This window comes from Streptomyces hamibioticus, from assembly GCF_047946815.1.
Classification (GTDB): domain Bacteria; phylum Actinomycetota; class Actinomycetes; order Streptomycetales; family Streptomycetaceae; genus Streptomyces.
Genome location: NZ_JBKKQY010000001.1, coordinates 2415512 through 2441093 on the forward strand (window position 1 = coordinate 2415512; position 25582 = coordinate 2441093).

Genomic DNA, 25582 nt, shown 5'->3' on the forward strand with positions numbered 1-25582 from the left:
GGGCGCGGCCAGGACGGAGAACGGCGGGCCGGGGCAGCACGCCCCGGCCCGCCGTCGTACGACGCGAGAGGAACCTCAGGATGTGGTGAGCACGATCTTGCCGAACTGGTCCCCCGCCGCCATCCGCTCGAAGCCCTCACGGGCCCGGTCCAGCGGCAGCACCTCGTCGATCACCGGGCGGACACCGGTGGCCGCGCAGAACGACAGCAGATCCTCCAGCTCGTCCTTGGTGCCCATCGTGGAGCCGACGACCTTCAGCTCCAGGAAGAAGATCCGGGTCAGCTCGGCGTGCGAGGGCCGGTCGCCACTCGTCGCACCGGAGATGACGAGCGTGCCCCCGGGCCGCAGCGACTTCACCGAGTGCGACCAGGTCGCCGCCCCCACGGTCTCGATGACCGCGTCGACCCGCTGCGGCAGCCGCGCACCCGGCTCCACGGCCTCCACGGCGCCCAGCTCCAGGGCACGCTTCCGCTTGGCCTCGTCCCGGCTGGTGGCGAAGACCCGCAGCCCGGCGGCCTTGCCCAGCACGATGGCGGCCGTGGCCACGCCACCGCCGGCCCCCTGCACCAGCACCGAGTCGCCCGGCCGCACCCCGGCGTTGGTGAACAGCATCCGGTACGCCGTCAGCCAGGCGGTCGGCAGACAGGCGGCCTCCTCGAAGGAGAGTTCCCTGGGCTTGGGCAGGATGTTCCAGGTCGGCACGGCGACCTGCTCGGCGAACGTGCCCGGATAGCGCTCGGTGAGGATCGAGCGCGGTTCCTTGGGCCCGACCCCGTGCCCGCTCTGGCCGATCACGGAGTGCAGGACGACCTCGTTGCCGTCCTCGTCGACGCCCGCGGCGTCGCAGCCGAGGATCATCGGCAGCCGGTCCTCCGGGAGACCGACGCCGCGCAGTGACCACAGGTCGTGATGGTTGAGGGAGGCGGCCCTGACGTCGACGACGCTCCAGCCGGGCCGGGCTTCGGGAGCGGGAAGCTCTCCCGACTCCAGGCCGGAGAGCGGCTGGTCGCGGTCGATTCGGGCGGCGTAGACAGCGAACATGACCTTGACGATAGGGTCCGCGCCGCCCGACCGAAACCGCATGGCCCTGTGACACACGCCCTCTTGCCAGGCGCGCCGCGACCGAGTCGGGCCTACGACACCTTGCCGACCCCGCCCGGCCCACCCGGCTCCACGGCACCTTCCCGGACGTACGGCGCTTGCCAGACCTACGGCACCTCGCCAGACGTACAGCCGGCGCCCCGCCGGACGCACGACGCCCCGCCGGACGCACGACGCCCCGCCGGACGCACGCGAACGGTCCCGCCCACCCGGGACGGGACCGTTCGCGAGATCTCACCGCGCGTCAGCTCACCGGCGCGCGACGCCCTCCGCCCGGGCGGCCGCCGCGACCGCCGCCGTGACGGCCGGCGCGACCCGCTCGTCGAACGGGGACGGGATGACGTAGTCCGCCGCGAGGTCGTCGCCCACGACGGAGGCCAGCGCCTCGGCCGCCGCGAGCTTCATGCCCTCGGTGATCCGGGACGCCCGCACCTGGAGCGCCCCGGCGAAGATCCCGGGGAACGCCAGCACGTTGTTGATCTGGTTGGGGAAGTCCGACCGCCCCGTGGCGACCACGGCCGCGTACTTGTGCGCGACCTCCGGGTGCACCTCGGGGTTGGGGTTGGCCATGGCGAACACGAAGGCGCCGTCGGCCATCGAGGCCACCGCCTCCTCCGGCACCGTCCCGCCGGAGACGCCGATGAAGACGTCGGCGCCCGACAGGGCCGCTTCCAGCGAACCGGACAGCCCGCCCTTGTTGGTGAACTCCGCCAGCTCCCGCTTCACCGGGGTCAGGTCGTCCCGGTCGGCCGACACGATGCCCTTGCGGTCGGCCACCGCCACGTCGCCGATACCGGCCTCCACGAGCATCTTCGCGATGGCGACGCCGGCCGCGCCCGCGCCCGAGATCACCGCCCGCAGCTCGCCCAGTGCCCGCCCGCTCAGCCGCGCCGCGTTGCGCAGCGCCGCCAGCGTCACGACCGCCGTGCCGTGCTGGTCGTCGTGGAAGACCGGGATGTCGAGGCGCTCCTGGAGCTTGCGCTCGATCTCGAAGCACCGGGGTGCCGAGATGTCCTCCAGGTTCACGCCGCCGAAGGACGGCGCGAGCCGCACCACGGTCTCCACGATCTCGTCGACGTCCGTGCAGGCGAGCGCGATCGGGACCGCGTCCACACCGCCGAACTGCTTGAACAGAATCGCCTTGCCTTCCATGACCGGAAGGGAGGCCTCGGGCCCGATGTCCCCGAGCCCCAGCACGGCCGTACCGTCCGTCACGACGGCCACGACGGAGGACTTCCACGTGTAGTCGTGCACGAGCTCCGGCTGCTCGGCGATCGCGCTGCACACTTGCGCGACGCCGGGCGTGTACGCCAGGGACAGGTCGTCCTTGTCGCGGACCGGCACCGTGGCCTGCACGGCCATTTTGCCGCCGCGGTGCAGCGCGAACGCGGGCTCGATGGAATCGAGGGGTTCGCCCCCCGACTCCCGCGTAGTACCGGCGTCGCTGCCGCTGCGAGGATTGACGATCTCCGCTGCCACTTCGTTGTACCCCTTAAGTGTTCATGGTTTGAGGGTTTTTTGTTCCACTCCTGGTGAGGCGTGGGCGGGACCGCGCAAGGCCCAGGTCACTGATGCGTACGGGCCTGTACGCGACGGGCGCGCCGCACACGCGCCCTGAGCCCCGGATGAGGGGTGTAAAGAACCTTCTTACCGGACGGACACCCCCTGCGACGAGTCCATTCGGCGCAAGCTCACATTCCGGACCGCGAACGCCGCATGCCGGTGACATGCCTCATAGTCCAGCCTCCGGACAACTTCCCAGCGCCCTCTTGACAACGGCTCGTGCCACGCGGGAAGAGAGTGCCCATACAGGCCCATGACGCCCGTATCCGGTGATGCACCGAAGATCTTCCGGCCGGAAGCGCTGATTCCCGTAAAGGTTCGGTCGTGATGTACCGACCTGGTCCGGTTCGGGGGGTGACCCGTTATCCGATTTTGACATGGCAAGCCCCCTGAATGCCCCAGTCCGAATGGCAAGATGCCGTAATCACACGAGGTCGCGACACTCGAAGGTGTGTGCTCACACCGGCTGTCGTGTGCTCTCGTCGACGGCCGCCCCGCGCTCCCGTCGACCAGGCATCCGCCGAGACCGTTCGGCGGGCGCCCCGTCCCATCGGCTCCACCCTTCCGCCGGAGGAACCCACCATGACCGCAAGCTCCACCCGTCGTACGACCGCCGCGCACTCCCGGCCAGCAGCGGTCGGTGCGATCGCGGTCGCAGGCGCTCTGCTGCTCACCGGATGCGGCGACCAGACCGAGAGCAGCGGCTCGGGCAGCGACACCCGGACGAGCGAGGCCCCGCTGGCCGACAAGCTCCCCCAGTCGATCCGCGACGCGGGCGTCATCAAGGTCGGTTCCGACATCGCGTACGCGCCGGTCGAGTTCAAGGACAGCTCCGGGAAGGTGGTCGGCATCGACCCCGACCTCGCGGCCGCCATGGGCAAGCAGCTCGGTGTGACGTTCGAGTTCAAGAACGGCACCTTCGACACCCTGATCACCGGTCTGCGCTCCAAGCGGTACGACATCGCCATGTCCGCGATGACCGACACCAAGGACCGCCAGGAGGGCATCGACTCCGAGACCGGCAAGAAGGTCGGCCAGGGCGTCGACTTCGTTGACTACTTCACCGCCGGTGTCTCGATCTACACCAAGAAGGGCGACGACCAGGGCATCAAGACCTGGAAGGACCTGTGCGGCAAGAAGGTCGTACTGCAGCGCGGCACGGTCTCCGAGGACCTGGCCAAGGCCGAGGCCAAGAAGTGCCCGAAGGGCAAGAAGCTCTCCATCGAGGCCTTCGACAACGACCAGCAGGCCCAGACCCGCCTGCGCGCGGGCGGTGCCGACGCCGGCTCCTCCGACTTCCCGGTCGCGGCGTACGCGGTGAAGACCTCCGGCGGCGGCAAGGACTTCCAGCTCGTCGGCGAGCAGGTCGAGGCCGCTCCGTACGGCATCGCCGTCGCCAAGGACAACACCAAGCTGCGGGACGCCCTCAAGGCCGCGCTGGACGCGGTCATCGCCAACGGCGAGTACAAGAAGATCCTGGACAAGTGGGGCGTGGCGGAAGGTGCCGTCACGGAGGCCACCATCAACGGCGGCAAGTGACCGCTCCGCGGGCACTGAAAGGCAAGTTCCGTGACTGTTGACATCGACAAGACGGAGGGCGGCCCGGACGGCACGCCGCCCTCCGGGCCGGAGGCCATCAAGGCCATCCCGGTCCGGCACTACGGGCGGTACGTTTCCGCCACTCTCACGATCGCGCTGGTGGCGGCCGTCGTCTACGCGTTCTCCCAGGGCAAGATCAACTGGGACGCCATCCCGGACTACTTCTTCGACGACCGGATCCTGTCCGGCGTGGGCCGGACCCTTCTGATCACCGTCCTGGCCATGGCGATCGGCGTCGTCGGCGGCATCCTGCTCGCCGTCATGCGGCTGTCGAAGAACCCGGTGACCTCGTCCATCGCGTGGTTCTACATCTGGTTCTTCCGCGGCACACCGGTCCTGGTGCAGCTGATCGTCTGGTTCAACCTGGGCCTGGTCTTCGAGTACATCAACCTCGGACCCGTCTACCGCGACGAGTGGTCCGACTTCATGACGCCGTTCCTGACGGCACTGCTCGGCCTGGGCCTCAACGAGGCCGCGTACATGGCGGAGATCTGCCGGGCCGGTCTGCTCGCGGTCGACGAGGGCCAGACCGAGGCGGCACACGCGCTGGGCATGAGTCACACCAAGACGCTGCGCCGGATCGTCGTCCCGCAGGCGATGCGCGTGATCGTGCCGCCGACGGGCAACGAGGTCGTCAACATGCTGAAGACGACCTCGCTGGTGTCGATCGTCCAGTACCCCGAGCTGTTCCGCGCCGCCCAGGACATCGGCCAGACCTCCGGCGCCCCGGCCGAGATGCTGTTCCTGGCGGCGGCCTGGTACCTGCTGCTGACCTCGGTCTTCAGCGTGGGCCAGTACTACCTGGAGCGTCACTACGCCCGCGGTTCGAGCCGGAGCCTGCCGGCGACCCCGCTGCAGAAGGTCAAGGCGAACCTGCTGTCCCTGTCGACCCGCCGCAGCACAGGAGGTGACGCCGCATGACCGCCATGGTGAAGGCCGAGGGCGTCCACAAGTCGTTCGGCCACGTAGAGGTCCTCAAGGGCATCGACCTGGAGGTGAAGACCGGCGAGGTGTTCTGCCTCATCGGCCCCTCCGGTTCCGGCAAGTCGACCTTCCTGCGGTGCATCAACCACCTGGAGAAGATCAACGCCGGGCGGCTGTACGTCGACGGCGAGCTGGTCGGCTACCGGCAGAAGGGCGACAAGCTCTACGAGCTGAAGGACAGGGAGGTCGCCCGCAAGCGCCGGGACATCGGCATGGTCTTCCAGCGCTTCAACCTGTTCCCGCACATGACGGCCGCGGAGAACGTCATGGAGGCGCCGACCCAGGTCAAGGGCAAGAGCAGGGCGGAGGCCCGGGAGCGCGCGATGCAGCTTCTGGAGCGCGTGGGCCTCGGCGACAAGGCGGGCAACTACCCCTCGCAGCTCTCCGGCGGCCAGCAGCAGCGCGTCGCCATCGCCCGGGCCCTCGCCATGGACCCGAAGCTGATGCTGTTCGACGAGCCGACCTCGGCGCTCGACCCGGAGCTGGTCGGCGACGTCCTGGACGTCATGCGCGACCTCGCCGAGTCCGGCATGACGATGGTCGTCGTCACCCACGAGATGGGCTTCGCCCGCGAGGTCGGTGACAGCCTGGTCTTCATGGACGGCGGCGTGGTGGTCGAGTCGGGCAACCCGCGCGACGTCCTGACCGACCCGCAGCACGACCGGACTAAGGCGTTCCTGTCCAAGGTGCTCTGAGCCGGGCACCGGCACGGGGGAAGGGGCGGTACGGCATGCCCGTACCGCCCCTTCCCCTTGGCTCACTTCAGCGCCAGCAGCAGCGTGTCCGACGGTGAGCACCACACCGGACGCGCCTCGCCGAAGCCCTTTTCCCGCAGTACGCGCGCGTGCCACCGGGCGGAGGGCATGTCGCCGTCGGCGTGGTCGCCGTAGATCTCGAAGCGCCGGGCCGTGGGCCCGGCGAGCACCGGGTCCTTGGCGGCGAGCTGCCACCACTCGGACCAGTCGAGGGCGCCGTCCCGCCGGGCGGCCTCCATGCGCGCGTGCCGCCGGGCGCGCTCGGCCGCGTTGATCCGCGGCGTCGTCTCGTCGATCATGTGGTCCGCGTTCATGAAGACACCGCCGTCGCGGACGACCTCCGCGACCCGACCGTAGAGGGCCGCGAGGGGTTCGGCGTGCAACCAGTGCAGGGCCGTGGCGGTCAGCACGGCGTCGTAGGAGTCGTACGGCAGCTTCGCCGTCCAGTCGGGGTCCTTGAGGTCGGCGGTGACCAGGGTGACCCGCTCGTCGCCCGCGAAGGTGCCCTCGGCGATGGCGAGGAGCGCCGGGTCGAGGTCGATCCCGGTGCTGGTGGCCTCCGGGAACCGCGCGAGCAGCCGGGCCGTGATGGTCCCGGTGCCGCACGCCAGGTCGAGCACCCGGGGGGCCGGGCCGACCAGGGCCTCGACCATGTCGAGCATGATCCGGAAGCGTTCCTCGCGGTCCGGCATGTACCACTCCTGCTGCCGGTCCCAGCTCTGCTGCCAGGCCTGCCAGTCGGTACCGGCCCCGGTACCGGTGACGTCCGCGTCCGTCATCTAGCCCCTCCCTCATCCACGTACGTAATACCCTGGAAGCGCGGTCAGTCATTACCCGACCGCACGCACGACCATAGAGTCTCTCCGTAAGGACTACAAGTGGAACTGGCCTATTACTCGGATTACGCCGTGCGTCTCGTCAACACCGAGGAACCGGCCCGGGGCAAGGACGCCCTGACGACGATCGACTCCGTCCGCGAGCTGTTCGGCGCCAACCAGTCGGCGGCCCGGCGCGCCACCGACGCGGACGTGACCCGGTTCCGCTCGGTCCGGGGCCGGCTGCGCGCGGTCTTCGAGGCGGCGGACACCGGCGACGAGACGCTCGCGGTGGACCTGCTGAACTCCCTGCTGCTGGAGTTCCCGGTGAGCCCGCAGATCTCCGGCCACGACACCCGCGACGACGACGGCCGCCCCCTGTGGCACATGCATCTGGCGGACCACCCGTCGAACGCGACCGCCGGCTACGCGGCCATCGCGGCGATGGGCCTGGCCTTCCACCTGACGGAGTACGGCGTGGACCGCCTGGGCCTGTGCGAGGCGGCGCCCTGCCGCAACGCCTACCTGGACACCTCGACCAACCGCTCCCGGCGCTACTGCTCCGACCGCTGCGCCACCCGCGCCAACGTGGCGGCCTACCGCGCCCGCAAGCGCCTGGAGGCGGACCGTACGGCGGGCACCGGGCGGACGGCCGACAGCGCCCAGCGGACCAGCGCGAACGGCGAGCGCTGAGCCGTCGGCCGCGGCCGGTACCGCAGCCGGGCCCGGCCGAGCACGAACTCCTCCGGCACCACCCCGTAGTCGGTGCTGTCGCCGCCCGCGTACCGGTTGTCGCCGAGCACCCACCAGCCCGCCCCGCGGCGCTCCACGGCCCGCTTGACCACGAGCAGGTCCTGCTGGAAGGGATGCCGCAGCACCACCACGTCCCCCGGCCTGATCCGGGCTCCCCAGTGCACCAGGAGCAGGTCCCCGTGGTGGAGCGTGGGCACCATGGACGGCCCGGTCACCTCGGCCGGCCCGAAGGGCAGCGCCCCCCTCGCGCGCTCGGTCTCCTGCGACAGCTCCGGCATCACCCGATACCTCCCCGGTCTTTCCTCCACCAGTCTCAGTCTCACCCCGGACTTTTGTCCTAAGCCCATGGGGGCACCCGCGAAAACGGGCCTCCCAGGGAGTAATGTCCCCCCTGAGAAGACGATCACGAGGAAGGATTGCTGCATGCTTTCCCGCCTGTTTGCCCCCAAGGTCAAGGTCAGCGCGCACTGCGACCTGCCCTGCGGCGTGTACGACCCTGCCCAGGCCCGCATCGAGGCGGAGTCGGTCAAGGCCATCCAGGAGAAGATGGCCGGGAACGACGACCCGCACTTCCAGGCGCGCGCCACGACCATCAAGGAGCAGCGCGCCGAGCTGGCCAAGCACCACGTGTCGGTGCTGTGGAGCGACTACTTCAAGCCGCCGCACTTCGAGAAGTACCCGGAGCTGCACCAGCTGGTCAACGACACCCTGAAGGCCCTGTCGGCCGCCAAGGGTTCCACCGACCCGGCCACCGGCCAGAAGGCGCTGGACTACATCGCCCAGATCGACAAGATCTTCTGGGAGACCAAGAAGGCCTGACGATCCGTCGGCCTCCGCAGGTCGGCGATCGGTGCACCATCGCGGGCCCACGGGTATTCCCGAAGGGGCCCGGCCGTCACCCGGCCGGGCCCCTTCGCCGTACCCGGTCCGGCCGACCCGCCGACCGCCGGGTGCCGCGTCACGACCCCGCCGGCCGCCGGACGCCGCGCCACTGCCCGGGATCCGGCAGCCGCGCGGCCCGCGCCCGCAGGTAGCGGCGCTCCGGCAGGCTCTGGGTCGCCGCGGCGGCCGGCGCGTAGGCGGCGCGGGCGGCGTCGTGGGCGCCCAGGCGCTCCAGGAGGTGGCCCCGCACCGCGTCCACCCGGTGCGCCGCCTCGCCCAGTTCGTCCGCCAGGCCCGGCAGTTGCGCCAGTCCGGCCTCCGGGCCGTGCACCATCGCGACGGCCACCGCCCGGTTCAGCCGCTCGCCCGGGCCCGGGACCAGCTCCACGAGCACGTCGTACAGGCCGAGGATCTCCCGCCAGTCCGTCGCCCCGGCGGACGGTGCCTCGTCGTCCACGGCGGTGATCGCCGCGCGCAGCTGATAGGGGCCCGGGCGGCCCCGGGACAGGGCGCGGGTGAGGATGGCGACGCCCTCCTCGGCCGCGTCCCGGCCCCAGCGGTCGCGGTCCTGTTCGTCGAGGGGGACGAGGTCGCCGTGCGGACCGGTGCGCGCGGCGCGGCGGGCGTCGGTGAGCAGCATCAGCGCCAGCAGGCCGGCCACCTCGCCGTCGTCGGGAAGCAGCCGGTGCACCTGCCGGGCCAGCCGGATCGCCTCGCCGGCCAGATCTTGGCGCTGCAGGCTCGCTCCGGACGTCGCCGTGTAGCCCTCGTTGAAGATCAGGTACAGCACGTGCAGGACGGCGGGCAGCCGCTCGGCCCAGTCGTCCGGGCGGCCGAAGCGCACGCCCCGCACCTTCCGCTTGGCCCGGCTGATCCGCTGGGCCATGGTCGCCTCGGGAACCAGGTGCGCGCGGGTGATCTCGGCCGTGGTCAGGCCACCGACCGCACGCAGGGTGAGTGCGATGCGCGCGGGCGGGGGAAGCTCCGGGTGGCAGCACAGGAAGAGCAGGGAGAGGGTGTCGTCCTCGTGCGGCGCCCGGTCGTCCAGGTCGTCGGGCGGAGGGGCGGTGAGCGCCCCCTGGGCACCCCAGGGGCCCGGCACATGGCCCCAGCGGGGCGTGAGCGCCGCCGCCCGCTCCTCCCGTGACCGCCGTGCCTCCTCGGCGCGCAGGGCGTCGGTCAGACGCCGCGAGGCGACCCGGATCGGCCGGCCGCGCGGGGTGTCCGGGACGCCGGCCGAGGGCCACCGCCCGGCCGCGGCGAGCAGTGCCTCACGGCGTCCTCGGCGGCGTCGAAGTGGCCGTACCGCCGGACCAGCGCGCCGAGGACCTGCGGCGCGCCACGGCGCAGCAGGTCCTCGATCTCGGCCGGGCGGGGCACGGGCGGGTCAGCCACCGATGTCGCCGGAGCCGTCGTCGATGGGCCGGATCACCACCGGGTAGTCGGGCGCGCCCGCGGGCTGCGGGCACTGCGCGATCCGCTCGGCGATCTCCGTGACCCGCTCCAGGCTCGCGCAGTCCAGGACCCAGTAGCCGGCCAGCAGTTCCTTGGTCTCGCCGTAGGGCCCGTCGGTGACGACCGTCGAGCCGTCCTCGCCGCGCTGCACGAACCGGGTCCGCGCGGGCTCGACGAGGCCCTGCCCGTCGATCATCTCGCCGGTCTCGGCGAGGTCGTCGTTGAGGGCGCTCATGAAGGCGTACATCGCCTGGACGTCCTCCTTGCTCCAGGCCGGCGACTGCGGGGAGCCCTTGCCCTGCATGGCCTCGTAGTCCGCCTGGCTGCCCTGCACCATGACCAGGTACTTCATGAGTCCGCTCCTTCGGCTCTCACCACCCCTCGCGGGCGGTTCTCACAGGGGACGTCGGAGCCGGCCCCGCTCCCTCGACACGGTGCGCCCGATCGGGCCGGGAAATCTTCCGCGGTGGTCTCACGTGGCGGACGTGGCGGCGCTCGGCGGGCGCGGGCGGGTCGCCGCGCGCCGTGGTTCCCCGCCGCCCACGGACTCAGCGTAGGGCGGATGTCGGTTCAGCGCTTCCTGCTGTACGTCCGCACCAGCATGCCGTTGCCGAAGGTCCGCACCGACTCCAGGGCGAATTCCGAGGCCGCGAAGCCGGAGCCGAACATCGGCATGCCGGACCCCAGCACCAGCGGGTAGGTCTTGATGACGAGTTCGTCGATCTCGTCGAACAGCTCGCCGGCGACGGTCGCCCCGCCGCACAGGTAGATGTCGTACTCGCTGTCCTCCGCCTTGAGCGCGCGGACCCTGCCGACCAGGTCCGTGGAGATGATCTCGACGTTCGGGTCCGGCGACGTGGTGAGCGTGCGGGAGGCCACGTACTCGCGCAGATGGGCGTAGGGGCTGGTGATGCCCTCCTTCAGCGCCAGGTCGTAGCTGGCCCGGCCCTGGATGATCGTGTCGAAGCGCTTGTTCGGCAGGTCGTCGATGCCGAGGGGGCGGCGGCCGTGGGTCGGCAGGGTCTCCGGGTGCTCCTCCTTGAGGAATCCGAGGATCTCCTCGTCGGAGAACCTCAGCATGGCGGACGCGTCACCGTCCGGTGCGCCGATGAAGCCGTCGATGGAACAGGCGATGAAGTAGCTGAGCTCGCGCAAGCGGTCCTCGTTTCGTCAGGAAAGGGCACTCGGGCAGGGACGGGCAACCGCGACCGGGCCCGCCCTGTTCCACGTCACTTATAGTGCTTCACTCGTAGTGGTTACAAGCCGATTCCGTCGCGGGAGCTGCCCGAGCGCCAAAGTGAGAGGGAGGGTTCCGCCTGCGGCTCAGCGCGCCGGACGGCGCGGCTCGCGCCACATCGGCCACATCGCAGGGCCGTCCGGCAACTCCAGGGCCCGGCCCGTGAACGCGAAGCCGAGGCGTTCGTACAGTCGGCGGCTGCGGGCGTTGCTCGCCTCCAGGTAGGCGGGGAGCCCCTCGCGGTCACAGCGGTCGAGGGCCGACTCGATGAGGGCGGTGCCGAGCCCCTCGCCCTGCCGTCCCGGCGCCACTCCGATCATCCACAGATACGTGTGGGCCCGGCCGGAGGGATGGATGCCGGCCGTCAGCCGGCCGATCAGCTCCACCCGCTCATTGTCCGGATCGACGGCCTCGCGCACCTGGGCGAAGCCGTCGTCGCCCTCGCCCCCGTGGGCGCCGGCGGGCACGGACAGCCACAGCGCGCAGGCCGAACCGTCCTCGGTGAGGTCGATGCGCCCCTCGGCGAGCACGGCGTCGGTGAAGGCGGCCATGAGCCTGTGGTGGGTCGTGCGCCGGTGCTCCTCGCCGGGAAACACCCAGCCGCTCACCGGGTCGTCCTGGAAGGCCGCGTCCAGCAGCCGGACCACCAGGTCGCGGTCGGCCTCCCCCGCGGTCCGTATCGCCACGCCCATGTCCGCCTCCGCATCAACCGGCCCTGTCCGTCTGGCCGTTGAAGCCTATCCGCCGCCTGGCGGGTGAACGGGGCGGAAGTCCGGCGGGAGCAGAAGACGGGCCCCGCACACCGTGGGGAAGTGCGGGGCCCGCCGTACCGGAGCCGAGGGCGGTGCGGCCGTACGGTGTCAGGTCCGTACGGCCCTGTCGTGGCTCCGGAGTCCGCTGGGCGGCCGTCGGGACCGGTGGCGGCGGCCGGGCACCGGGCCGCCGGGGCTACCGCCGGTCTCCGGCCATCGGCCGCCGGTCGTCGGGCGTTGGTCGGTCTGTCGGGGCTGGCGGTCGTCGGGACCGCCGGTGGTCGGGGCTGGCGGTCATCCGGACCGCCGGACCGCTGCCCCGTCGAGGCCGCCGGTCACCGGTCCGCCCGTCACCGGGGTCCGTGGGCCGTCAGGTGCTGCGCCGGGTCACGAACTCGGCCAGCGCCAGCAGGCCGCCGGCCGCCTCGGGGGCGGGCACCGCACGGGCCAGTTCCTGCATCGCCCGGGCCATTCGGTCGGCGGCCTGGGCCTGGGCCCAGTCCCGGCCCCCCGCCCGCTCCACGGCCAGCGCGGTGTTCTCCAGGTCCTCCTCGTCCTTGTCGTACGGTCGCGTGTACAGCTCGGCGAGTTCGGCGGCGGCCAGGGTGCCCGAGGCGAGCGCGGCGACCACCGGGAGCGACTTCTTGCGGGCGGCCAGGTCCGCACCGACCGGCTTGCCGGTGCGGCTCGGATCGCCCCATATGCCGATGATGTCGTCGATGAGCTGAAAGGCGAGCCCCGCCTCGCGGCCGAACGCGTCCAGGGCGTCCACGTCCTCGTCCGCCGCACCCGCGTACAGCGCGCCCAGGGCGCAGGCACAGCCCAGCAGCGCGCCGGTCTTGGCCTCGGCCATGGCGAGCGTCTCCTCGAGGGTGACCTCGGCCGGTCCGCGCCGTTCCATGGCCGTGTCCGCCTGCTGCCCGGCACACAGCTCCACCACGCAGTCCGCGAGCCGGGTGGCCGCCGCCGGGGACGCCGGGTGCGGGTCCCCGGTGAGCAGCCGCAGGGCCAGCGCCTGGAGGGCGTCGCCCGCGAGGATGGCGTCGGCGTCGCCGAACACGGTCCACGCGGTGGGACGGTGGCGGCGGGTGGTGTCGCGGTCCATCACATCGTCGTGCAGCAAGGTGAAGTTGTGGACCAGCTCCACCGCCGCTGCCGCCCGCACGGCCTCGGCGCGGGCCCCCGGCCCGCCGAGCGCGGCGGCCGAGGCGAGGACGAGCGCGGGACGGATCGCCTTGCCCGCGCTGCCCGTCGCCGGTGTGCCGTCCACGTGCTGCCAGCCGAAGTGGTACTGCGCGATCCTGCTCAGGGCACCGGGCAGCGACGCGATCGCGGTCCGCAGCTGGGGATCGACTGCGGCCCGCGCCTGCCGCAGCAGCACCTCCGCCTCGGGCCCGTCGGATGCGCCCGCCTCCGGTCCGTGGTCCTTCTGCGTGCCGATGGGCCCGCGCCTCTCCGGTGCTCCGGTGGTGCGCGGCGGCTCGGTGGTGCACTGCCGGGTCTCCGTCATGGATTCACCTCGCCCATGGGGCCACCTCCGTACCCGGGGTGTACCCGCCCGGACGGACGGGGACACGGCGTGCGGAAGGAAGGGTCACCGCCAGCGGCCGATCTCGACGTTCTCCAGGACGCCGAGCGCGTCCGGCACGAGGACGGCCGCCGAGTAGTAGGCCGTCACCAGGTACTTGATGATGGCCTGTTCGTTGATGCCCATGAAGCGCACCGACAGGCTCGGCTCGATCTCGTCCGGGATGCCGGTGGCCCGCAGACCGATGACGCCCTGGTCGCCCTCGCCGGTACGCATCGCGATGATCGAGGACGTACGGGCGTCGGTGACCGGGATCTTGTTGCACGGGAAGATCGGCACGCCCCGCCAGGTGGGGATGCGGTTGCCGGCGATGTCGATCGTCTCCGGGACGAGTCCCCGCTTGTTGAGCTCACGGCCGAAGGCGGCGATCGCGCGCGGGTGGGCGAGGAAGAGCTTGGTGCCGCGCCGCCTGCTGAGCAGCTCGTCCATGTCGTCCGGGCCCGGCACACCGTCGTGCGGCTGGATGCGCTGGTCGTACTCGCAGTTGTGCAGCAGGCCGAACTCGCGGTTGTTGATGAGCTCGTGCTCCTGGCGCTCCTTCAGCGCCTCGACGGTCAGCCGGATCTGCTGCTCCGTCTGGTTCATCGGCTGGTTGTACAGGTCGGCCACGCGCGTGTGGATGCGCAGGACGGTCTGGGCGACGCTCAGTTCGTACTCGCGCGGCTTGGCCTCGTAGTCGACGAACGTGTGCGGGATGTCCGGCTCGCCGCTGTGGCCGGCGGCGAGGTCGATCTCCTTCTCGCCGTGCTTGTTGGTGCGCTGTTCGGGCACCGAGCGCCGCTCCTCGAGGTGCTCGCGCAGGGTGTCCGAGCGCTCGGCGACCTGGTCGAGCTCCTGGCGGGGCAGCACGAGCACGGTGCAGGCGGTAATCGTGCGAGCGGTGTACTCCCAGATCGCGTCCCCGTCGAGCAGTGCCTCGGCCCCGAAGTAGGAGCCGTCGGCCAGGATTCCGAGGGACTCGTCCTCTCCGTAGGGACCGGTGCCGACCTTCTCCACCCTGCCGTGCGCCAGCAGGTAGACCGCGTCGGACCGGCTGCCGAACGAGGTGATGACCTCACCGGGGCCGAACTCCCGCTGCTCGCAGCGCCGGGCGAGCTCCGAGAGCACCTCCTCGTCCTCGTACGACCGCAGCGCCGGCAGCTCGCCCAGCTCCGCGGGGACCACCTCGACCTGGTCGCCGGTCTTGACGAATGTCAGCCGCCCGTCGCCCACGGCGAAGGTCAGACGCCGGTTCACCCGGTAGGTGCCGCCTTGGATGTCCACCCAGGGCAGCATGCGCAGCAGCCAGCGGGAGCTGATCTCCTGCATCTGAGGAACGGACTTGGTCGTGGTGGCCAGGTTCCGCGCGGCCGCCGTGCCGAGGCTCTGCTGCGGCCTGGTCTGCTCGGTGCGGACCTCTTCGCCTACCGACATAAGGAATTGCCCTCCCGGTCATGCCGGACGCATCTGCACCCGGCATCGATGTGCACGGACCAGCCTTCCTCACCGAGGGTGTTGGTGCTATTACCCGAAAGAGCGGGAATGGATCACCGGCCGCCGGGGCACACATGGGGCCCCGTTCAACCGGCGTGCGCCGTCCGGAACTTCGGACGATGTCCGGATCGGCTCGCACACGGACCGAACGAGTAGTAGGCCGCGCTCCGCTTCGGTATAGCCACCGTACGAGCGCGCCGCGCCGGGCGGCGGCCGTGTCACGAAGGAGCGGGTCCATGGCGACACCCATGTCCGCGAGCAGTTTCCTCAAAGCGCTGAAGGCGGAGGGCCTGACCGTCGTCGAGGTCGGCGGCTGGCGGACCCACAACCGGAACCACAAGGGCCCGTGGGGCCCGGTTCACGGCGTGATGATCCACCACACCGTGACCAAGGGCAGCGCCCGGACCGTCGAGATCTGCCGGAAGGGCTACGAGGGGCTGCCCGGCCCGCTGTGCCACGGCGTGATCACCAAGGACGGGCGGGTCCACCTCGTCGGATACGGGAGGGCCAACCACGCCGGCCTGGGCGACGACGACGTGTTACGCGCGGTGATCGCGGAGAAGGGGCTGCCGCCGGACAACGAGGCGAACACCGACGGCAACCGTTACTTCTACGGCTTCGAGTGCGAGAACCTCGGCGACGGCAGGGACCCCTGGCCCGCCGCCCAGCTGGAGGCCGTCGAGAGAGCCGCCGCCGCGGTCTGCCGCCGTCACGGCTGGAACGAGCGCTCCGTCATCGGCCACCTGGAGTGGCAGCCGGGAAAGGTGGACCCCAGGGGGTTCACGATGGCGTCGATGCGGGCCCGGATCCGGGACCGGCTGAAGTGAGCGGGTGTCCGACAATGGTGCGGTGACCGGCCCGGACGCCCTGCAGCCCCGTTTGCCGTCGCCCGTGCGGGAGGTACGGGACGACCGGTTCGACGGCCGGGGTGTCCGTCTGCTCCTCAAGCGCGACGATCTCGTCCACCCGGAGCTGGTGGGCAACAAGTGGCGCAAGCTCGTACCGAATCTCGCGGCGGCGGGCGGCCGGCCGGTCGTCACCTTCGGCGGCGCCTACTCCAACCACCTGCGCGCCACCGCCGCCGCGGGCCGGCTCCTGGGTGTGCCGACGGTCGGCGTGGTGCGCGGCCACGAGCTGGCGGACCGGCCGCTGAACCCGTCCCTGGCCCGGTGCGCCGCCGACGGGATGCGGCTGCACTTCGTCGACAGATCGACGTACCGGCGCAAGGCCGAGCCCGGCACCCTGGCCGCGATCCTGCGCGCGTGCGACGCGCGGGACGCCTGCGTCGTCCCCGAGGGCGGCAGCAACGCCGCCGCGGTGCGCGGCTGCCGGGCCCTCGGCGAGGAACTGCGCGACCGGGCCGACGTGGCCGCCGTCGCCTGCGGCACCGGCGGGACGCTCGCCGGGCTGGCGGCCGGCCTCTCCCCCGGCCAGCGGGCACTCGGCGTCGCCGTGCTCAAGGGCGGCTTCCTGTCCGGTGACGTACGGCGGCTCCAGGAGGAGGCCTTCGGCTCGCCGCGGGGCGACTGGCAGGTGGTCGACCGCTTCCACTGCGGCGGCTACGGGCGCCTCCCGCCCGGGCTGGACGCCTTCGCCGCCGACTTCGAACGCCGCCACGGGCTGGCCGTGGAGCGCCTCTACGTGGCCAAGCTGCTGCACGGCCTGCTCGTCCTGACGGAAGAGGGCGCCTTCCCGCGCGGGACGACGCTGGCCGCGGTGATCACGGGCCGCCCCTTCCCCTGACCTCCCCGGGGCGAGCGGCCGGCGCCGGTCACCTCCCGGGACGGCCGCCGGCAGGTGTCGGCCACGGACTCGCCGGTGACGGGGCCGCCCTGGCCGAGGCGCTCCCGCCCGCCTCCTTATTCCGCGCGGCCTTGCGCACACCCGTCGTAACCTGGCCATCATGAAACAGTGCACGCACGCCGACGCGCTGCCGCACCCGGAACCCTCCCCCCTGACCGACACCTGTCCGGGGTGTCCGACCGGGGGCACCGAACTGGCGCCGGTGCTTCGTGGACCACGTACTCGTGTGACCGCGATCCAGGACGGTTCGACCGTCTGACGTCTGGGTACGTCAATCCGGCGCGCGCTCCTCCGATTTGAGCCCGCCCGACCCCTAGCCACTGTGCGTGTTCATGTGTTTACTATGAGTGACAGCAAGGGGTTGGGGTCTCGGGGACAGGAAAGTTCGGAGCGCGATAACGTCACGGCTGAACCACGTATCGCGTCACCGCGTTACCCGAGGGACGACCCTCGGCCCTGAAACGCTTGTACCACCTTGGAGGTGAGGGTGTCCCAGATCGCAGGCGAGCCCGCGACCCAGGACTTCGTGGAAGTCCGGCTGCCGGCTGCGGGTGCCTACCTGTCGGTGCTGCGTACGGCGACGGCCGGCCTCGCGGCCCGTTTGGACTTCACCCTCGACGAGATCGAGGACCTGCGCATCGCAGTGGACGAGGCGTGCGCGATCCTGCTCCAGCAGGCCGTGCCGGGCTCGGTCCTCAGCTGCGTCTTCCGACTCGTCGACGACTCGCTCGAGGTCACCGTCTCGGCGCCGACCACGGACGGTCACGCCCCTTCGCGGGACACCTTCGCCTGGACCGTCCTGTCCGCCCTCGCGGGCAAGGTCTCCTCCGCCGTGGACGAGGACAAAACCGTTTCGATCAGCCTCTACAAACAACGCGGCGCGGGACCCGGGCCGCAGTGAGGAACGGGGACGGGCCGGTGCGTGACGAAGAGCGCGGCACACAGGAGCTGCCGGCCGAGGGCACACGTTCGCCGAGCGGCGCCCGACGCATGGCGGACGGCATCGACGCCATCCCGGAGCAGGCCCGCCCGCACCCCGAGGACGCCGCCACCGAGGCGGGCGTCCCGGACGGCGGACAGCGGGGCGGAGACGTGGACGGGGGCGGTGCCGTGCAGAACACGCCTGCGGACGGGCGGACCGGGATCACCCGCGTCCGGCCCGACCGAGCGGAGGCGAGGGCTCCGGAAAGGGCTACGGGCGGGACGATGAGCGAGCACGAGCGACACTCCGAGGACGACGCGCCCCGCGCGCGGAGCGTTCCCGGTACGCATCACGACCCGCAGGACCGCAGCGGGGCACGTGCCAGGTTCGCCGAGCTGCGCGGGCTGGAGAAGGACAGCCCGGAATACGCGGAGCTGCGCAACCAGCTGGTCCGCATGCACCTGCCGCTCGTGGAACACCTCGCACGCCGCTTCCGCAACCGCGGCGAGCCCCTGGACGACCTCACCCAGGTCGCCACCATCGGGCTGATCAAGTCGGTCGACCGCTTCGACCCGGACCGCGGCGTGGAGTTCTCCACCTACGCGACCCCGACGGTCGTCGGCGAGATCAAGCGGCACTTCCGCGACAAGGGCTGGGCGGTGCGCGTCCCGCGCCGGCTGCAGGAGCTGCGCCTCGCCCTGACGACGGCCACGGCGGAGCTGTCCCAGCTGCACGGCCGCTCCCCCACGGTCCACGAACTCGCCGAGAAGCTGGCGATCTCCGAGGAGGAGGTCCTGGAGGGCCTGGAGTCGGCCAACGCGTACTCCACGCTGTCCCTGGACGTGCCCGACACCGACGACGAGTCCCCGGCGGTCGCCGACACCCTCGGCGCCGAGGACGAGGCGCTGGAGGGCGTGGAGTACCGCGAATCGCTCAAGCCGCTGCTGGAGGACCTGCCGCCCCGGGAGAAGCGGATCCTGCTGCTGCGCTTCTTCGGCAACATGACCCAGTCGCAGATCGCCCAGGAGGTCGGCATCTCCCAGATGCACGTGTCACGTCTGCTGGCGCGCACACTGGCGCAGCTGCGCGAGAAGCTGCTGGTCGAGGAGTAGGCCGGTGGCCGAGGAGCAGGCACTGCCCCTCGGGGCGGCGAGCCGACGCCCCCGGACGGCCCGGGGGACCCGGCCGGGCCCCGTGCGCTACTTCCGCGCGCTGCCCGGCCCCCGGATGTCGAGCGCCCTGGTGGTCTCGGGGTTCACCAGCAGGACGAGCGCCGTGACGGCCACGACGCCGAGCACGATCCCGGCCGGGATGGCGATACTGTCGGCCTGGAGCAGGTTGTAGGCCACGGGCAGTGCCAGGATCTGCGTGATCACGGCGGGCCCCCGGCTCCAGCCGCGCCGGGCCAGCAGCCCGCGGGCGGCGAGCAGCGGCAGCAGGGCGAGGACGATCAGGGTGACGCCGCCGGTGACGGCCTGCGTCCGGTCGTCCGGGTTCCCCGTGAGCCCCGCCACGAGCATCCACGCGCCGCCGACGACGAGCGCGAGACCCTCCAGCGCGGCGAGGGCGGCGGCCGCGGTCAGCCGGCCGGGGCGGGGACCCGCCTCTTCGGCGGAGACGGCGGCTTCTGGGGTGGGGGTCTGCTCACTGCTCACCCCTGAAGGGTAGCCCGCGCGCTCCGGGCGCCCGGGTCGCGCCTCACGCGCCCGTCCTTACCCGATCCACACCTCGGTCTGGGCCCGGTACCGCCCAGTAGGTACCCTGCAACGCATGCGTGCACTTCTCGTGGTCAATCCGGCGGCAACCACCACGAGTGCGCGTACGCGCGACGTGCTGATCCATGCGCTCGCCAGTGAGATGAAGCTGGAGGCGGTGACCACCGAGTACCGCGGGCACGCGCGCGACCTGGGCCGGCACGCGGCGCTGAGCGACGACATCGATCTGGTCGTGGCCCTCGGCGGCGACGGCACGGTCAACGAGGTCGTCAACGGCCTGCTGCACGCCGGCCCCGCGCCCGAGCACCTGCCCGGCCTCGCGGTGGTCCCCGGCGGTTCCACCAACGTCTTCGCCCGCGCCCTGGGCCTGCCCAACCACGCGGTGGAGGCCACCGGCGCCCTGCTGGACGCGCTGCGTGAGGGCCGTGAGCGCACCGTCGGGCTGGGTCTGACCTCCGGCACGCCGGGCTCGGAGGACGAGGCGGTGCCGGCCCGCTGGTTCACCTTCAACGCCGGTCTCGGCTTCGACGCCGGTGTGGTCGGCCGGGTCGAGCAGCACCGCGAACGCGGGAAGAAGTCGACGCACGCCCTGTACGTGCGGCAGGTGGTGCGCCAACTGATCGGCGAGCCGCATCGCAGGAGCGGGACGATCACCCTGGAGCGGGCCGGCGAGGAACCCGTCACCGATCTGGTGCTGTCCATAGTCGCGAACACCTCCCCGTGGACGTTCCTGGGCAATCGCCCGATCTACGCGTCGCCCGAGGCCTCGTTCGACACCGGACTCGACGTCTTCGGCCTGCGCCGCCTGTCCACGGCCGCGGTTGCCCGGTATGGCACCCAGTTGCTCACTTCGTCCCCCGAGCGCGGCCCGCGGGGCAGGCATGCCCTCTCGCTGCACGATCTGACCGAGTTCACCTTGCATTCGAAGGTGCCACTGCCGCTTCAGATGGACGGTGACCACCTGGGGCTGCGTCGGAGCGTGACGTTCACAGGCGTACGCCGTGCACTGCGTGTGATTGTGTGAGCGGAACAGGCGAAAGTCCTTTCACTCGAACGTTTAGGCCAGGGTCCACCCCATGGAAGTACGGCTGTGACCTACTCGACACCGATGAATCAAAAAAAATCTTCCGGAAGGGGTTGTATCCGCCGCTGAGGTTTGCGAGTCTCTACGTGGCGATCGGGACGGCCCGCAACATCGGCCCCCACAGATCACCGGAACCCCTCTTCAAATCACAGGACCACGCCAGGGAACCTGGCGGTAGGCCCTTCCCTTGTTGAGGGATTCGTGAAAGCGTTCACATTCACAAGCACCCTGCAGTAACACCAAGGAGAGGTAGCAGCCATGGACTGGCGTCACCGCGCCGTTTGCCGCGAGGAAGACCCCGAGCTCTTCTTCCCCATCGGCAACACCGGTCCTGCGCTGCTGCAGATCGAGGAAGCCAAGGCCGTCTGCCGTCGCTGCCCGGTTATGGAGCAGTGTCTGCAGTGGGCGCTCGAGTCCGGCCAGGACTCCGGCGTCTGGGGTGGTCTCAGCGAGGACGAGCGCCGCGCCATGAAGCGCCGCGCCGCCCGCAACCGGGCCCGTCAGGCCTCCGCCTGACACACCCGCCCCGCAACAGCCTGAGCTTGGCGGCGCGTGTGCCTTGCGGCATTACTTCGTAGACAGCGAGTGCGCACACCCCGCCCCCGAGCCGCAGCGCGCAGTACCCCCAACGCGCAGCTTGAAGCAGCGAGCACTGGCCCCGGATCGACGGTGATCCGGGGCTTATTGCTGTCCGCGTGCCGGCCGTCGGCGACGGACGGCGACCGGCCCTACTTCTGCGGCGGAACCGGGATGTCCAGGATGACGCGGGTGCCGCGCTCGGGAGCCGGGACCATGTCGAAGGTGCCGCCCAGCTCCCCCTCGACCAGGGTGCGGACGATCTGCAGCCCGAGGTTTCCGGCGCGGTGCGGGTCGAAGCCCTCGGGCAGGCCCACGCCGTCGTCCTGGACCGTGACCAGCAGGCGGGCCTCCTTCGACGTCCCCCCACGGAGTGCGGAGACCTCGACCGTGCCGGTGTCGCCCTCGCGGAAACCGTGCTCCAGGGCGTTCTGCAGCACCTCGGTCAGCACCATCGACAGGGGGGTGGCCACCTCGGCGTCCAGGATGCCGAAGCGACCGGTGCGCCGGCCGTTGACCTTGCCCGGTGAGATCTCGGCGACCATCGCCAGGACCCGGTCGGCGATCTCGTCGAACTCCACCCGCTCGTCGAGGTTCTGAGACAGCGTCTCGTGCACGATCGCGATCGACCCGACCCGGCGCACGGCCTCCTCCAGCGCTTCCCGCCCGCGGTCGGACCCGATGCGGCGGGCCTGGAGGCGGAGCAGGGCGGCCACCGTCTGGAGGTTGTTCTTCACCCGGTGGTGGATCTCCCGGATGGTGGCGTCCTTGGTGAGCAACTCGCGTTCACGGCGGCGCAGTTCCGTGACGTCCCGCAGCAGCACCAGGGAGCCGATGCGGGTTCCCTTCGGCTTGAGCGGGATGGCGCGGAACTGGATCACGCCGTCGTTGGCCTCGATCTCGAATTCGCGCGGCGCCCATCCGCTGGCCACCTTGGCCAGCGCCTCGTCCACCGGGCCGCGGCTCGGGGCGAGTTCGGCGGTGACCGTGCCCAGGTGGTGGCCGACCAGGTCGGCGGCCAGGCCCATGCGGTGGTAGGCGGACAGCGCGTTCGGGGAGGCGTACTGCACGATGCCGTCCGCGTCCACCCGGATCAGTCCGTCGCCGACGCGGGGCGAGGCGTCCATGTCGAGCTGCTGGTTCTCGAACGGGAATGCGCCGGCCGCGATCATCTGTGCGAGGTCGGAGGCGCTCTGCAGGTACGTCAGCTCGAGGCGGCTCGGGGTGCGCACGGTGAGCAGGTTGGTGTTACGGGCGATCACGCCGAGGACGCGGCCCTGCCGCCGGACGGGGATGGACTCGACGCGGACCGGGACTTCCTCGCGCCACTCCGGGTCGCCCTCGCGCACGATCCGGCCCTCGTCCAGCGCCGCGTCCAGCATGGGGCGCCGGCCACGCGGGACGAGGTGGCCGACCATGTCGTCCTGGTAGGAGGTGGGGCCGGTGTTCGGGCGCATCTGGGCCACCGAGACGTACCGGGTGCCGTCGCGGGTGGGGACCCACAGGACGAGGTCGGCGAAGGAGAGGTCGGAGAGGAGCTGCCACTCCGAGACCAGCAGATGGAGCCACTCGAGGTCGGAGTCGTCGAGGGCGGTGTGCTGGCGGACCAGTTCGTTCATGGAGGGCACGTGGCCGAGCGTACCTGGCGGTTCGCAGGGCGATCGGAATCGGCCGTGCACGCCTGGGTACCGGCCCCGGAAACACCCGCGGGCCGCGGCGCCTGAGAGGGACCCTCAACCCTCTCGGCACCGCAGCCCGGAGCAATATCGGCCGTGGGGTGTGCGGTCCCGGTCGGCCGAAGGTCGAGGAGCCGGGGCAGTCAGGGCAGAGAGCTCCGGATCCTCGGTCCGCCCTCCTGTGCGGGGAAGGCGGAAGCCTGACATTCACCTTGCGGTGCCCATTGTGGACTAGACCACTGTCCGTGTCCATGCGCTGGAGCGTGTTTGCCCTTGTCACGCTCCGGCGGCTCTTCGGACGTCCGGGCACCCGGCAGAAGCCTAACCCTGTTGGCTCATGAGCGGGGCCACACGGCGAGGGCAATTTCGGCGAGCGCCTCCAGCTCCGCCCGGCTCGCTCCGTCGCGCGCCTGCTGTGACATGCCCTGGATCACCGCCCCGGTGTGCCGGGCGAGCGCGGCGGCGTCGGTGTCCGCCGGCAGCACTCCCGCGGCGACATCGGCCCTGATACGGCGCTCGAACGCCACGATGTTGGCGTTGCGCCGCTCGCGCAGGGACTGCTCGACCTCCGGGGTGGAGCAGTTGGCACCCGCGTGGATGACGAGGCAGCCGTGCGGGCGGCCGGGGGCCGTGTACTCGACGGCCGCCTCGCGCAGCATCCGCTCGATCGCCGCCCGCGCGGTCGGCTCCTCGGCCAGGGCACGGTCGCCGAAGGAGCCGTACTGCGCGCCGTAGACCCGGACGACCTCCTCGAACAGGGAGCGCTTGTCGCCGAAGGCGGCATAGAGGCTGGGTGCGCCGATGTCCATGACGCGGGTCAGGTCGGAGACGGATGTGGCCTCGTAGCCGTGCTCCCAGAAGGCCATCAGGGCCTTCTCCAGGGCCGTCGCCCGGTCGAAGGAGCGGGGCCTGCCGCGGGGACGCGGCGGACGGTCGGCCTTGCTGTCGCTGCTCACCATGGAGTGCATTTTATAGCGGGCACTAGAGAAAGGTCTGGGCACTGGTGTACGGTCATTTCTGTAGCGACCGCTAGATAAATCGAAGGGGGCGCCGGTATGGGCGTGCTGACGGGCAGGACGGCTCTCGTCACGGGGGCGAGCAGGGGCATCGGACGGGGCATCGCCGAGCGGCTGGGGCGCGACGGCGCGCGGGTCGCGGTGCACTACGGCAGGAACGAGACGGCGGCGAAGGAGACGGTGGCCGCCATCGAGGCGGCGGGCGGGTCGGCGTTCACGATCGGCGCCGAACTGGGCGTGCCGGGCGATGCCGAGGCGCTGTGGGCCCGGTTCGACCGCCACGCGGACGGGCTGGACATCCTGGTGAACAACGCGGGCATCGGCAGCACCAGCCCGATCGGGGAGATAGCGGAAGAGGAGTACGACCGGGTCTTCGCGGTGAACGTGAAGGCACCCTTCTTCCTCCTCAAGCACGGTCTGGGCCGGCTGCGCGACGGCGGCCGGGTCATCAACGTCTCCTCGGGCCTCGCCCGCACCGCGGTGATGCCGGACACCGTGGCGTACGCGATGACGAAGGGCGCGCTGGACGTGCTCTCCCGCGACCTGTCCAAGGTGCTGGGCGCCCGGGGCATCACGGTGAACTCGGTGGCTCCCGGTGTCATCGACACGGACAACACGGCCGAGCTGCTGCACGGCAGCCCGGACGGCTGGGCCAAGGCGGCGGCACTGTCCGCGCTGGGCGGGGTGGGCAGCCCGGCCGAGGTGGCCGACGTGGTGGCGTTCCTGGCCTCGGACGCCGGCCGGTGGGTCACGGGGAGCTGGGTGGACGCGACGGGGGGTTCGCTCACGTAGCCGCCGCGGCCACGACGGGCACCACCGCCACGGCCATGGCGGGCGCGAACCGCCTCCGCCATGGCGGGCGCGAACCGTCTCCGCGGTGGGCGCGAACCGCCTCCCCGGTGGCGGGGCCATCCGTCGCCGCGGTGGCGGGGCGGCGGCCCGGCCGGAAACCTGGGACGAGAGACACCCCTCTGTTAGATTGGTCTAAACCACACAGCCCTTCCGGGTGTCCTCGAGTCCCCTTCTTCAGAACGGCAGGCCAGCGTGGAAGTTGTCATCGTCCCGGACGCCAAGGCGGGCGGCGAGCTGATCGCCGAGGCCATGGCCCAGCTGCTCAGGCGCAAGCCGGACGCCCTGCTCGGGGTGGCCACGGGCTCGACGCCGCTGCCCGTGTACGAGGCGCTCACGGCCGAGGTGCGCTCGGGTGCCGTGGACACCTCGGCGGCGCGGATCGCCCAGCTCGACGAGTACGTGGGCCTGCCGGCCGAGCATCCGGAGTCCTACCGCTCGGTGCTCCGGCGCGAGGTGCTGGAACCGCTCGGGATCGGCATGGACGCGTTCATGGGGCCGGACGGCACGGCCGCGGACGTCCAGGCGGCGTGCGAGGCGTACGACAGGGCGCTGGCCGAGGCCGGCGGGGTGGACCTCCAGCTGCTCGGGATCGGGACCGACGGGCACATCGGGTTCAACGAGCCCTGCTCCTCGCTGGCCTCCCGGACGCGGATCAAGACGCTGACGGAGCAGACCCGGGTGGACAACGCGCGCTTCTTCGACGGTGACATCGAGCAGGTGCCGCATCACGTGATCACGCAGGGCATCGGCACGATCCTGGAGGCCCGGCACCTGGTGCTGCTCGCCACCGGCGAAGGCAAGGCGGACGCGGTGGCGGCGACGGTGGAGGGGCCGGTCGCGGCGGTGTGCCCCGCCTCGGCGCTCCAGCTCCACCCGCACGCCACGGTCGTGGTCGACGAGGCCGCCGCGTCCAAGCTGAAGCTGGCCGACTACTTCCGGCACACCTACGCCAACAAGCCGGAGTGGCAGGGCATCTGACCC

The 25582-nt window shown here is 71.4% G+C and carries 25 protein-coding genes and 2 pseudogenes; 14 read left to right on the plus strand and 13 right to left on the minus strand.

The genetic code is table 11. The features are described 5' to 3' along the window. Positions 1 to 75: 75 nt before the first annotated feature. Together ACLGIH_RS10670 and ACLGIH_RS10675 are read right to left on the minus strand one after the other, a co-directional pair. Entirely contained in the window at positions 76 to 1041 is a 966-nt protein-coding gene (locus ACLGIH_RS10670; RefSeq protein WP_416525000.1) for a zinc-binding dehydrogenase, read from the minus strand. 309 nt (positions 1042 to 1350) lie between these two features. Then, positions 1351 to 2580, minus strand: coding sequence for an NAD(P)-dependent malic enzyme (locus ACLGIH_RS10675; protein ID WP_416525001.1), 1230 nt, complete (start codon positions 2578 to 2580; stop codon positions 1351 to 1353). Between the two features lie 477 nt (positions 2581 to 3057). On the opposite strand from ACLGIH_RS10675, the gene ACLGIH_RS10680 reads away from it, so the two are divergent. The 3 genes from ACLGIH_RS10680 to ACLGIH_RS10690 are packed head-to-tail and all read left to right on the plus strand — an operon-like array spanning position 3058 to position 5942. Further along, a complete protein-coding gene (locus ACLGIH_RS10680; protein ID WP_416525002.1) occupies positions 3058 to 4203 on the plus strand; it encodes an ABC transporter substrate-binding protein in 1146 nt (381 codons plus the stop codon). 30 nt (positions 4204 to 4233) lie between these two features. Further along, complete coding sequence (locus ACLGIH_RS10685; protein WP_416525003.1) at positions 4234 to 5184, plus strand: amino acid ABC transporter permease; 951 nt, start codon at positions 4234 to 4236, stop codon at positions 5182 to 5184. Then, positions 5181 to 5942, plus strand: a complete 762-nt coding sequence (locus ACLGIH_RS10690) for an amino acid ABC transporter ATP-binding protein (RefSeq protein WP_416525004.1) — start codon at positions 5181 to 5183, stop codon at positions 5940 to 5942. The genes ACLGIH_RS10685 and ACLGIH_RS10690 overlap by 4 nt, the downstream gene beginning before the upstream one ends. 62 nt (positions 5943 to 6004) lie before the next feature. Here the strand turns inward: ACLGIH_RS10690 and ACLGIH_RS10695 are convergent, their stop codons facing one another. Continuing rightward, complete coding sequence (locus tag ACLGIH_RS10695) at positions 6005 to 6781, minus strand: class I SAM-dependent methyltransferase (protein WP_416525005.1); 777 nt, start codon at positions 6779 to 6781, stop codon at positions 6005 to 6007. 99 nt (positions 6782 to 6880) lie between these two features. On the opposite strand from ACLGIH_RS10695, the gene ACLGIH_RS10700 reads away from it, so the two are divergent. Then, complete coding sequence (locus tag ACLGIH_RS10700) at positions 6881 to 7510, plus strand: CGNR zinc finger domain-containing protein (RefSeq protein WP_416525006.1); 630 nt, start codon at positions 6881 to 6883, stop codon at positions 7508 to 7510. Here the strand turns inward: ACLGIH_RS10700 and sodX are convergent. Continuing rightward, positions 7414 to 7848 carry a nickel-type superoxide dismutase maturation protease gene (gene sodX, locus ACLGIH_RS10705; RefSeq protein ID WP_416525007.1) on the minus strand — a complete coding sequence of 145 codons (435 nt, stop codon included), beginning with the start codon at positions 7846 to 7848 and terminating at the stop codon, positions 7414 to 7416. The genes ACLGIH_RS10700 and sodX overlap by 97 nt on opposite strands. A gap of 145 nt (positions 7849 to 7993) precedes the next feature. On the opposite strand from sodX, the gene sodN reads away from it, so the two are divergent. Beyond that, complete coding sequence (sodN, locus tag ACLGIH_RS10710; protein ID WP_010040396.1) at positions 7994 to 8389, plus strand: superoxide dismutase, Ni; 396 nt, start codon at positions 7994 to 7996, stop codon at positions 8387 to 8389. Positions 8390 to 8528: 139 nt separating this feature from the next. Here sodN and ACLGIH_RS10715 read toward each other — a convergent pair. The 6 genes and pseudogenes from ACLGIH_RS10715 to ACLGIH_RS10740 form a co-directional block, all read right to left on the minus strand. After that, a pseudogene (locus ACLGIH_RS10715) lies at positions 8529 to 9832 on the minus strand (RNA polymerase sigma factor). 7 nt (positions 9833 to 9839) lie between these two features. Continuing rightward, positions 9840 to 10259: a YciI family protein gene (locus tag ACLGIH_RS10720; RefSeq protein WP_416525008.1), complete on the minus strand. Its 420-nt coding sequence runs from the start codon at positions 10257 to 10259 to the stop codon at positions 9840 to 9842. 218 nt (positions 10260 to 10477) lie between these two features. Then, complete coding sequence (locus tag ACLGIH_RS10725; RefSeq protein ID WP_416525009.1) at positions 10478 to 11062, minus strand: dihydrofolate reductase family protein; 585 nt, start codon at positions 11060 to 11062, stop codon at positions 10478 to 10480. 168 nt (positions 11063 to 11230) lie between these two features. Beyond that, the gene (locus tag ACLGIH_RS10730; protein ID WP_416525010.1) at positions 11231 to 11836 is read right to left on the minus strand and encodes a GNAT family N-acetyltransferase; all 606 of its coding nucleotides are present in this window, start codon (positions 11834 to 11836) and stop codon (positions 11231 to 11233) included. Positions 11837 to 12266: 430 nt separating this feature from the next. Next, the gene (locus tag ACLGIH_RS10735) at positions 12267 to 13406 is read right to left on the minus strand and encodes a family 2 encapsulin nanocompartment cargo protein polyprenyl transferase (protein ID WP_416525011.1); all 1140 of its coding nucleotides are present in this window, start codon (positions 13404 to 13406) and stop codon (positions 12267 to 12269) included. A gap of 84 nt (positions 13407 to 13490) precedes the next feature. Continuing rightward, entirely contained in the window at positions 13491 to 14897 is a 1407-nt protein-coding gene (locus tag ACLGIH_RS10740; protein ID WP_416525012.1) for a family 2B encapsulin nanocompartment shell protein, read from the minus strand. A gap of 308 nt (positions 14898 to 15205) precedes the next feature. Between ACLGIH_RS10740 and ACLGIH_RS10745 the strand changes: the two genes are divergently transcribed. From ACLGIH_RS10745 to ACLGIH_RS10760, 5 genes and pseudogenes are all read left to right on the plus strand, one after another. Beyond that, on the plus strand, positions 15206 to 15784 hold the full coding sequence (locus tag ACLGIH_RS10745; RefSeq protein WP_416529336.1) for an N-acetylmuramoyl-L-alanine amidase: 579 nt from the start codon (positions 15206 to 15208) through the stop codon (positions 15782 to 15784). Positions 15785 to 15806: 22 nt separating this feature from the next. Beyond that, positions 15807 to 16700: a 1-aminocyclopropane-1-carboxylate deaminase/D-cysteine desulfhydrase gene (locus ACLGIH_RS10750; RefSeq protein WP_416525013.1), complete on the plus strand. Its 894-nt coding sequence runs from the start codon at positions 15807 to 15809 to the stop codon at positions 16698 to 16700. A gap of 160 nt (positions 16701 to 16860) precedes the next feature. Continuing rightward, positions 16861 to 16950, plus strand: a pseudogene (locus ACLGIH_RS35055) (UBP-type zinc finger domain-containing protein); the annotation flags it as partial. Between the two features lie 297 nt (positions 16951 to 17247). After that, positions 17248 to 17661, plus strand: a complete 414-nt coding sequence (locus tag ACLGIH_RS10755; protein WP_416525014.1) for an ATP-binding protein — start codon at positions 17248 to 17250, stop codon at positions 17659 to 17661. 17 nt (positions 17662 to 17678) lie between these two features. Continuing rightward, positions 17679 to 18794, plus strand: a complete 1116-nt coding sequence (locus tag ACLGIH_RS10760; RefSeq protein WP_416525015.1) for an RNA polymerase sigma factor SigF — start codon at positions 17679 to 17681, stop codon at positions 18792 to 18794. 87 nt (positions 18795 to 18881) lie between these two features. Here the strand turns inward: ACLGIH_RS10760 and ACLGIH_RS10765 are convergent, their stop codons facing one another. Next, a complete protein-coding gene (locus ACLGIH_RS10765) occupies positions 18882 to 19337 on the minus strand; it encodes a hypothetical protein (RefSeq protein WP_416525016.1) in 456 nt (151 codons plus the stop codon). Positions 19338 to 19452: 115 nt separating this feature from the next. Here ACLGIH_RS10765 and ACLGIH_RS10770 point away from each other — a divergent pair, with 115 nt between their 5' ends. Then, positions 19453 to 20421: a diacylglycerol/lipid kinase family protein gene (locus tag ACLGIH_RS10770; RefSeq protein WP_416525017.1), complete on the plus strand. Its 969-nt coding sequence runs from the start codon at positions 19453 to 19455 to the stop codon at positions 20419 to 20421. 318 nt (positions 20422 to 20739) lie between these two features. Continuing rightward, a complete protein-coding gene (locus tag ACLGIH_RS10775; protein WP_003973730.1) occupies positions 20740 to 20997 on the plus strand; it encodes a WhiB family transcriptional regulator in 258 nt (85 codons plus the stop codon). Positions 20998 to 21209: 212 nt separating this feature from the next. Here ACLGIH_RS10775 and ACLGIH_RS10780 read toward each other — a convergent pair whose 3' ends face one another. Both ACLGIH_RS10780 and ACLGIH_RS10785 read right to left on the minus strand, forming a co-directional pair. After that, positions 21210 to 22676: a PAS domain-containing sensor histidine kinase gene (locus ACLGIH_RS10780; RefSeq protein ID WP_416529337.1), complete on the minus strand. Its 1467-nt coding sequence runs from the start codon at positions 22674 to 22676 to the stop codon at positions 21210 to 21212. A 392-nt stretch (positions 22677 to 23068) separates the two neighbouring features. Then, positions 23069 to 23701 carry a TetR/AcrR family transcriptional regulator gene (locus tag ACLGIH_RS10785; RefSeq protein ID WP_416525018.1) on the minus strand — a complete coding sequence of 211 codons (633 nt, stop codon included), beginning with the start codon at positions 23699 to 23701 and terminating at the stop codon, positions 23069 to 23071. Positions 23702 to 23788: 87 nt separating this feature from the next. Here ACLGIH_RS10785 and ACLGIH_RS10790 point away from each other — a divergent pair, with 87 nt between their 5' ends. Both ACLGIH_RS10790 and nagB read left to right on the plus strand, forming a co-directional pair. Then, complete coding sequence (locus ACLGIH_RS10790) at positions 23789 to 24541, plus strand: SDR family oxidoreductase (protein ID WP_416525019.1); 753 nt, start codon at positions 23789 to 23791, stop codon at positions 24539 to 24541. Positions 24542 to 24793: 252 nt separating this feature from the next. Then, on the plus strand, positions 24794 to 25579 hold the full coding sequence (nagB, locus tag ACLGIH_RS10795; RefSeq protein WP_416525020.1) for a glucosamine-6-phosphate deaminase: 786 nt from the start codon (positions 24794 to 24796) through the stop codon (positions 25577 to 25579). Positions 25580 to 25582: the final 3 nt, after the last annotated feature.

Bases quoted from the DNA above. Each gene is read 5' to 3' on its own strand.
- ACLGIH_RS10670 (WP_416525000.1), bottom strand. From the start codon at position 1,041: ATGTTCGCTGTCTACGCCGCCCGAATCGACCGCGACCAGCCGCTCTCC.
- ACLGIH_RS10680 (WP_416525002.1), top strand. From the start codon at position 3,058: ATGCCCCAGTCCGAATGGCAAGATGCCGTAATCACACGAGGTCGCGAC.
- ACLGIH_RS10690 (WP_416525004.1), top strand. From the start codon at position 5,181: ATGACCGCCATGGTGAAGGCCGAGGGCGTCCACAAGTCGTTCGGCCAC.
- ACLGIH_RS10695 (WP_416525005.1), bottom strand. From the start codon at position 6,781: ATGACGGACGCGGACGTCACCGGTACCGGGGCCGGTACCGACTGGCAG.
- sodX (WP_416525007.1), bottom strand. From the start codon at position 7,848: ATGCCGGAGCTGTCGCAGGAGACCGAGCGCGCGAGGGGGGCGCTGCCC.
- sodN (WP_010040396.1), top strand. From the start codon at position 7,994: ATGCTTTCCCGCCTGTTTGCCCCCAAGGTCAAGGTCAGCGCGCACTGC.
- ACLGIH_RS10720 (WP_416525008.1), bottom strand. From the start codon at position 10,259: ATGAAGTACCTGGTCATGGTGCAGGGCAGCCAGGCGGACTACGAGGCC.
- ACLGIH_RS10730 (WP_416525010.1), bottom strand. From the start codon at position 11,836: ATGGGCGTGGCGATACGGACCGCGGGGGAGGCCGACCGCGACCTGGTG.
- ACLGIH_RS10735 (WP_416525011.1), bottom strand. From the start codon at position 13,406: ATGACGGAGACCCGGCAGTGCACCACCGAGCCGCCGCGCACCACCGGA.
- ACLGIH_RS10740 (WP_416525012.1), bottom strand. From the start codon at position 14,897: ATGTCGGTAGGCGAAGAGGTCCGCACCGAGCAGACCAGGCCGCAGCAG.
- ACLGIH_RS10745 (WP_416529336.1), top strand. From the start codon at position 15,206: ATGTCCGCGAGCAGTTTCCTCAAAGCGCTGAAGGCGGAGGGCCTGACC.
- ACLGIH_RS10770 (WP_416525017.1), top strand. From the start codon at position 19,453: ATGCGTGCACTTCTCGTGGTCAATCCGGCGGCAACCACCACGAGTGCG.
- ACLGIH_RS10775 (WP_003973730.1), top strand. From the start codon at position 20,740: ATGGACTGGCGTCACCGCGCCGTTTGCCGCGAGGAAGACCCCGAGCTC.
- ACLGIH_RS10780 (WP_416529337.1), bottom strand. From the start codon at position 22,676: ATGAACGAACTGGTCCGCCAGCACACCGCCCTCGACGACTCCGACCTC.
- ACLGIH_RS10785 (WP_416525018.1), bottom strand. From the start codon at position 23,701: ATGCACTCCATGGTGAGCAGCGACAGCAAGGCCGACCGTCCGCCGCGT.
- ACLGIH_RS10790 (WP_416525019.1), top strand. From the start codon at position 23,789: ATGGGCGTGCTGACGGGCAGGACGGCTCTCGTCACGGGGGCGAGCAGG.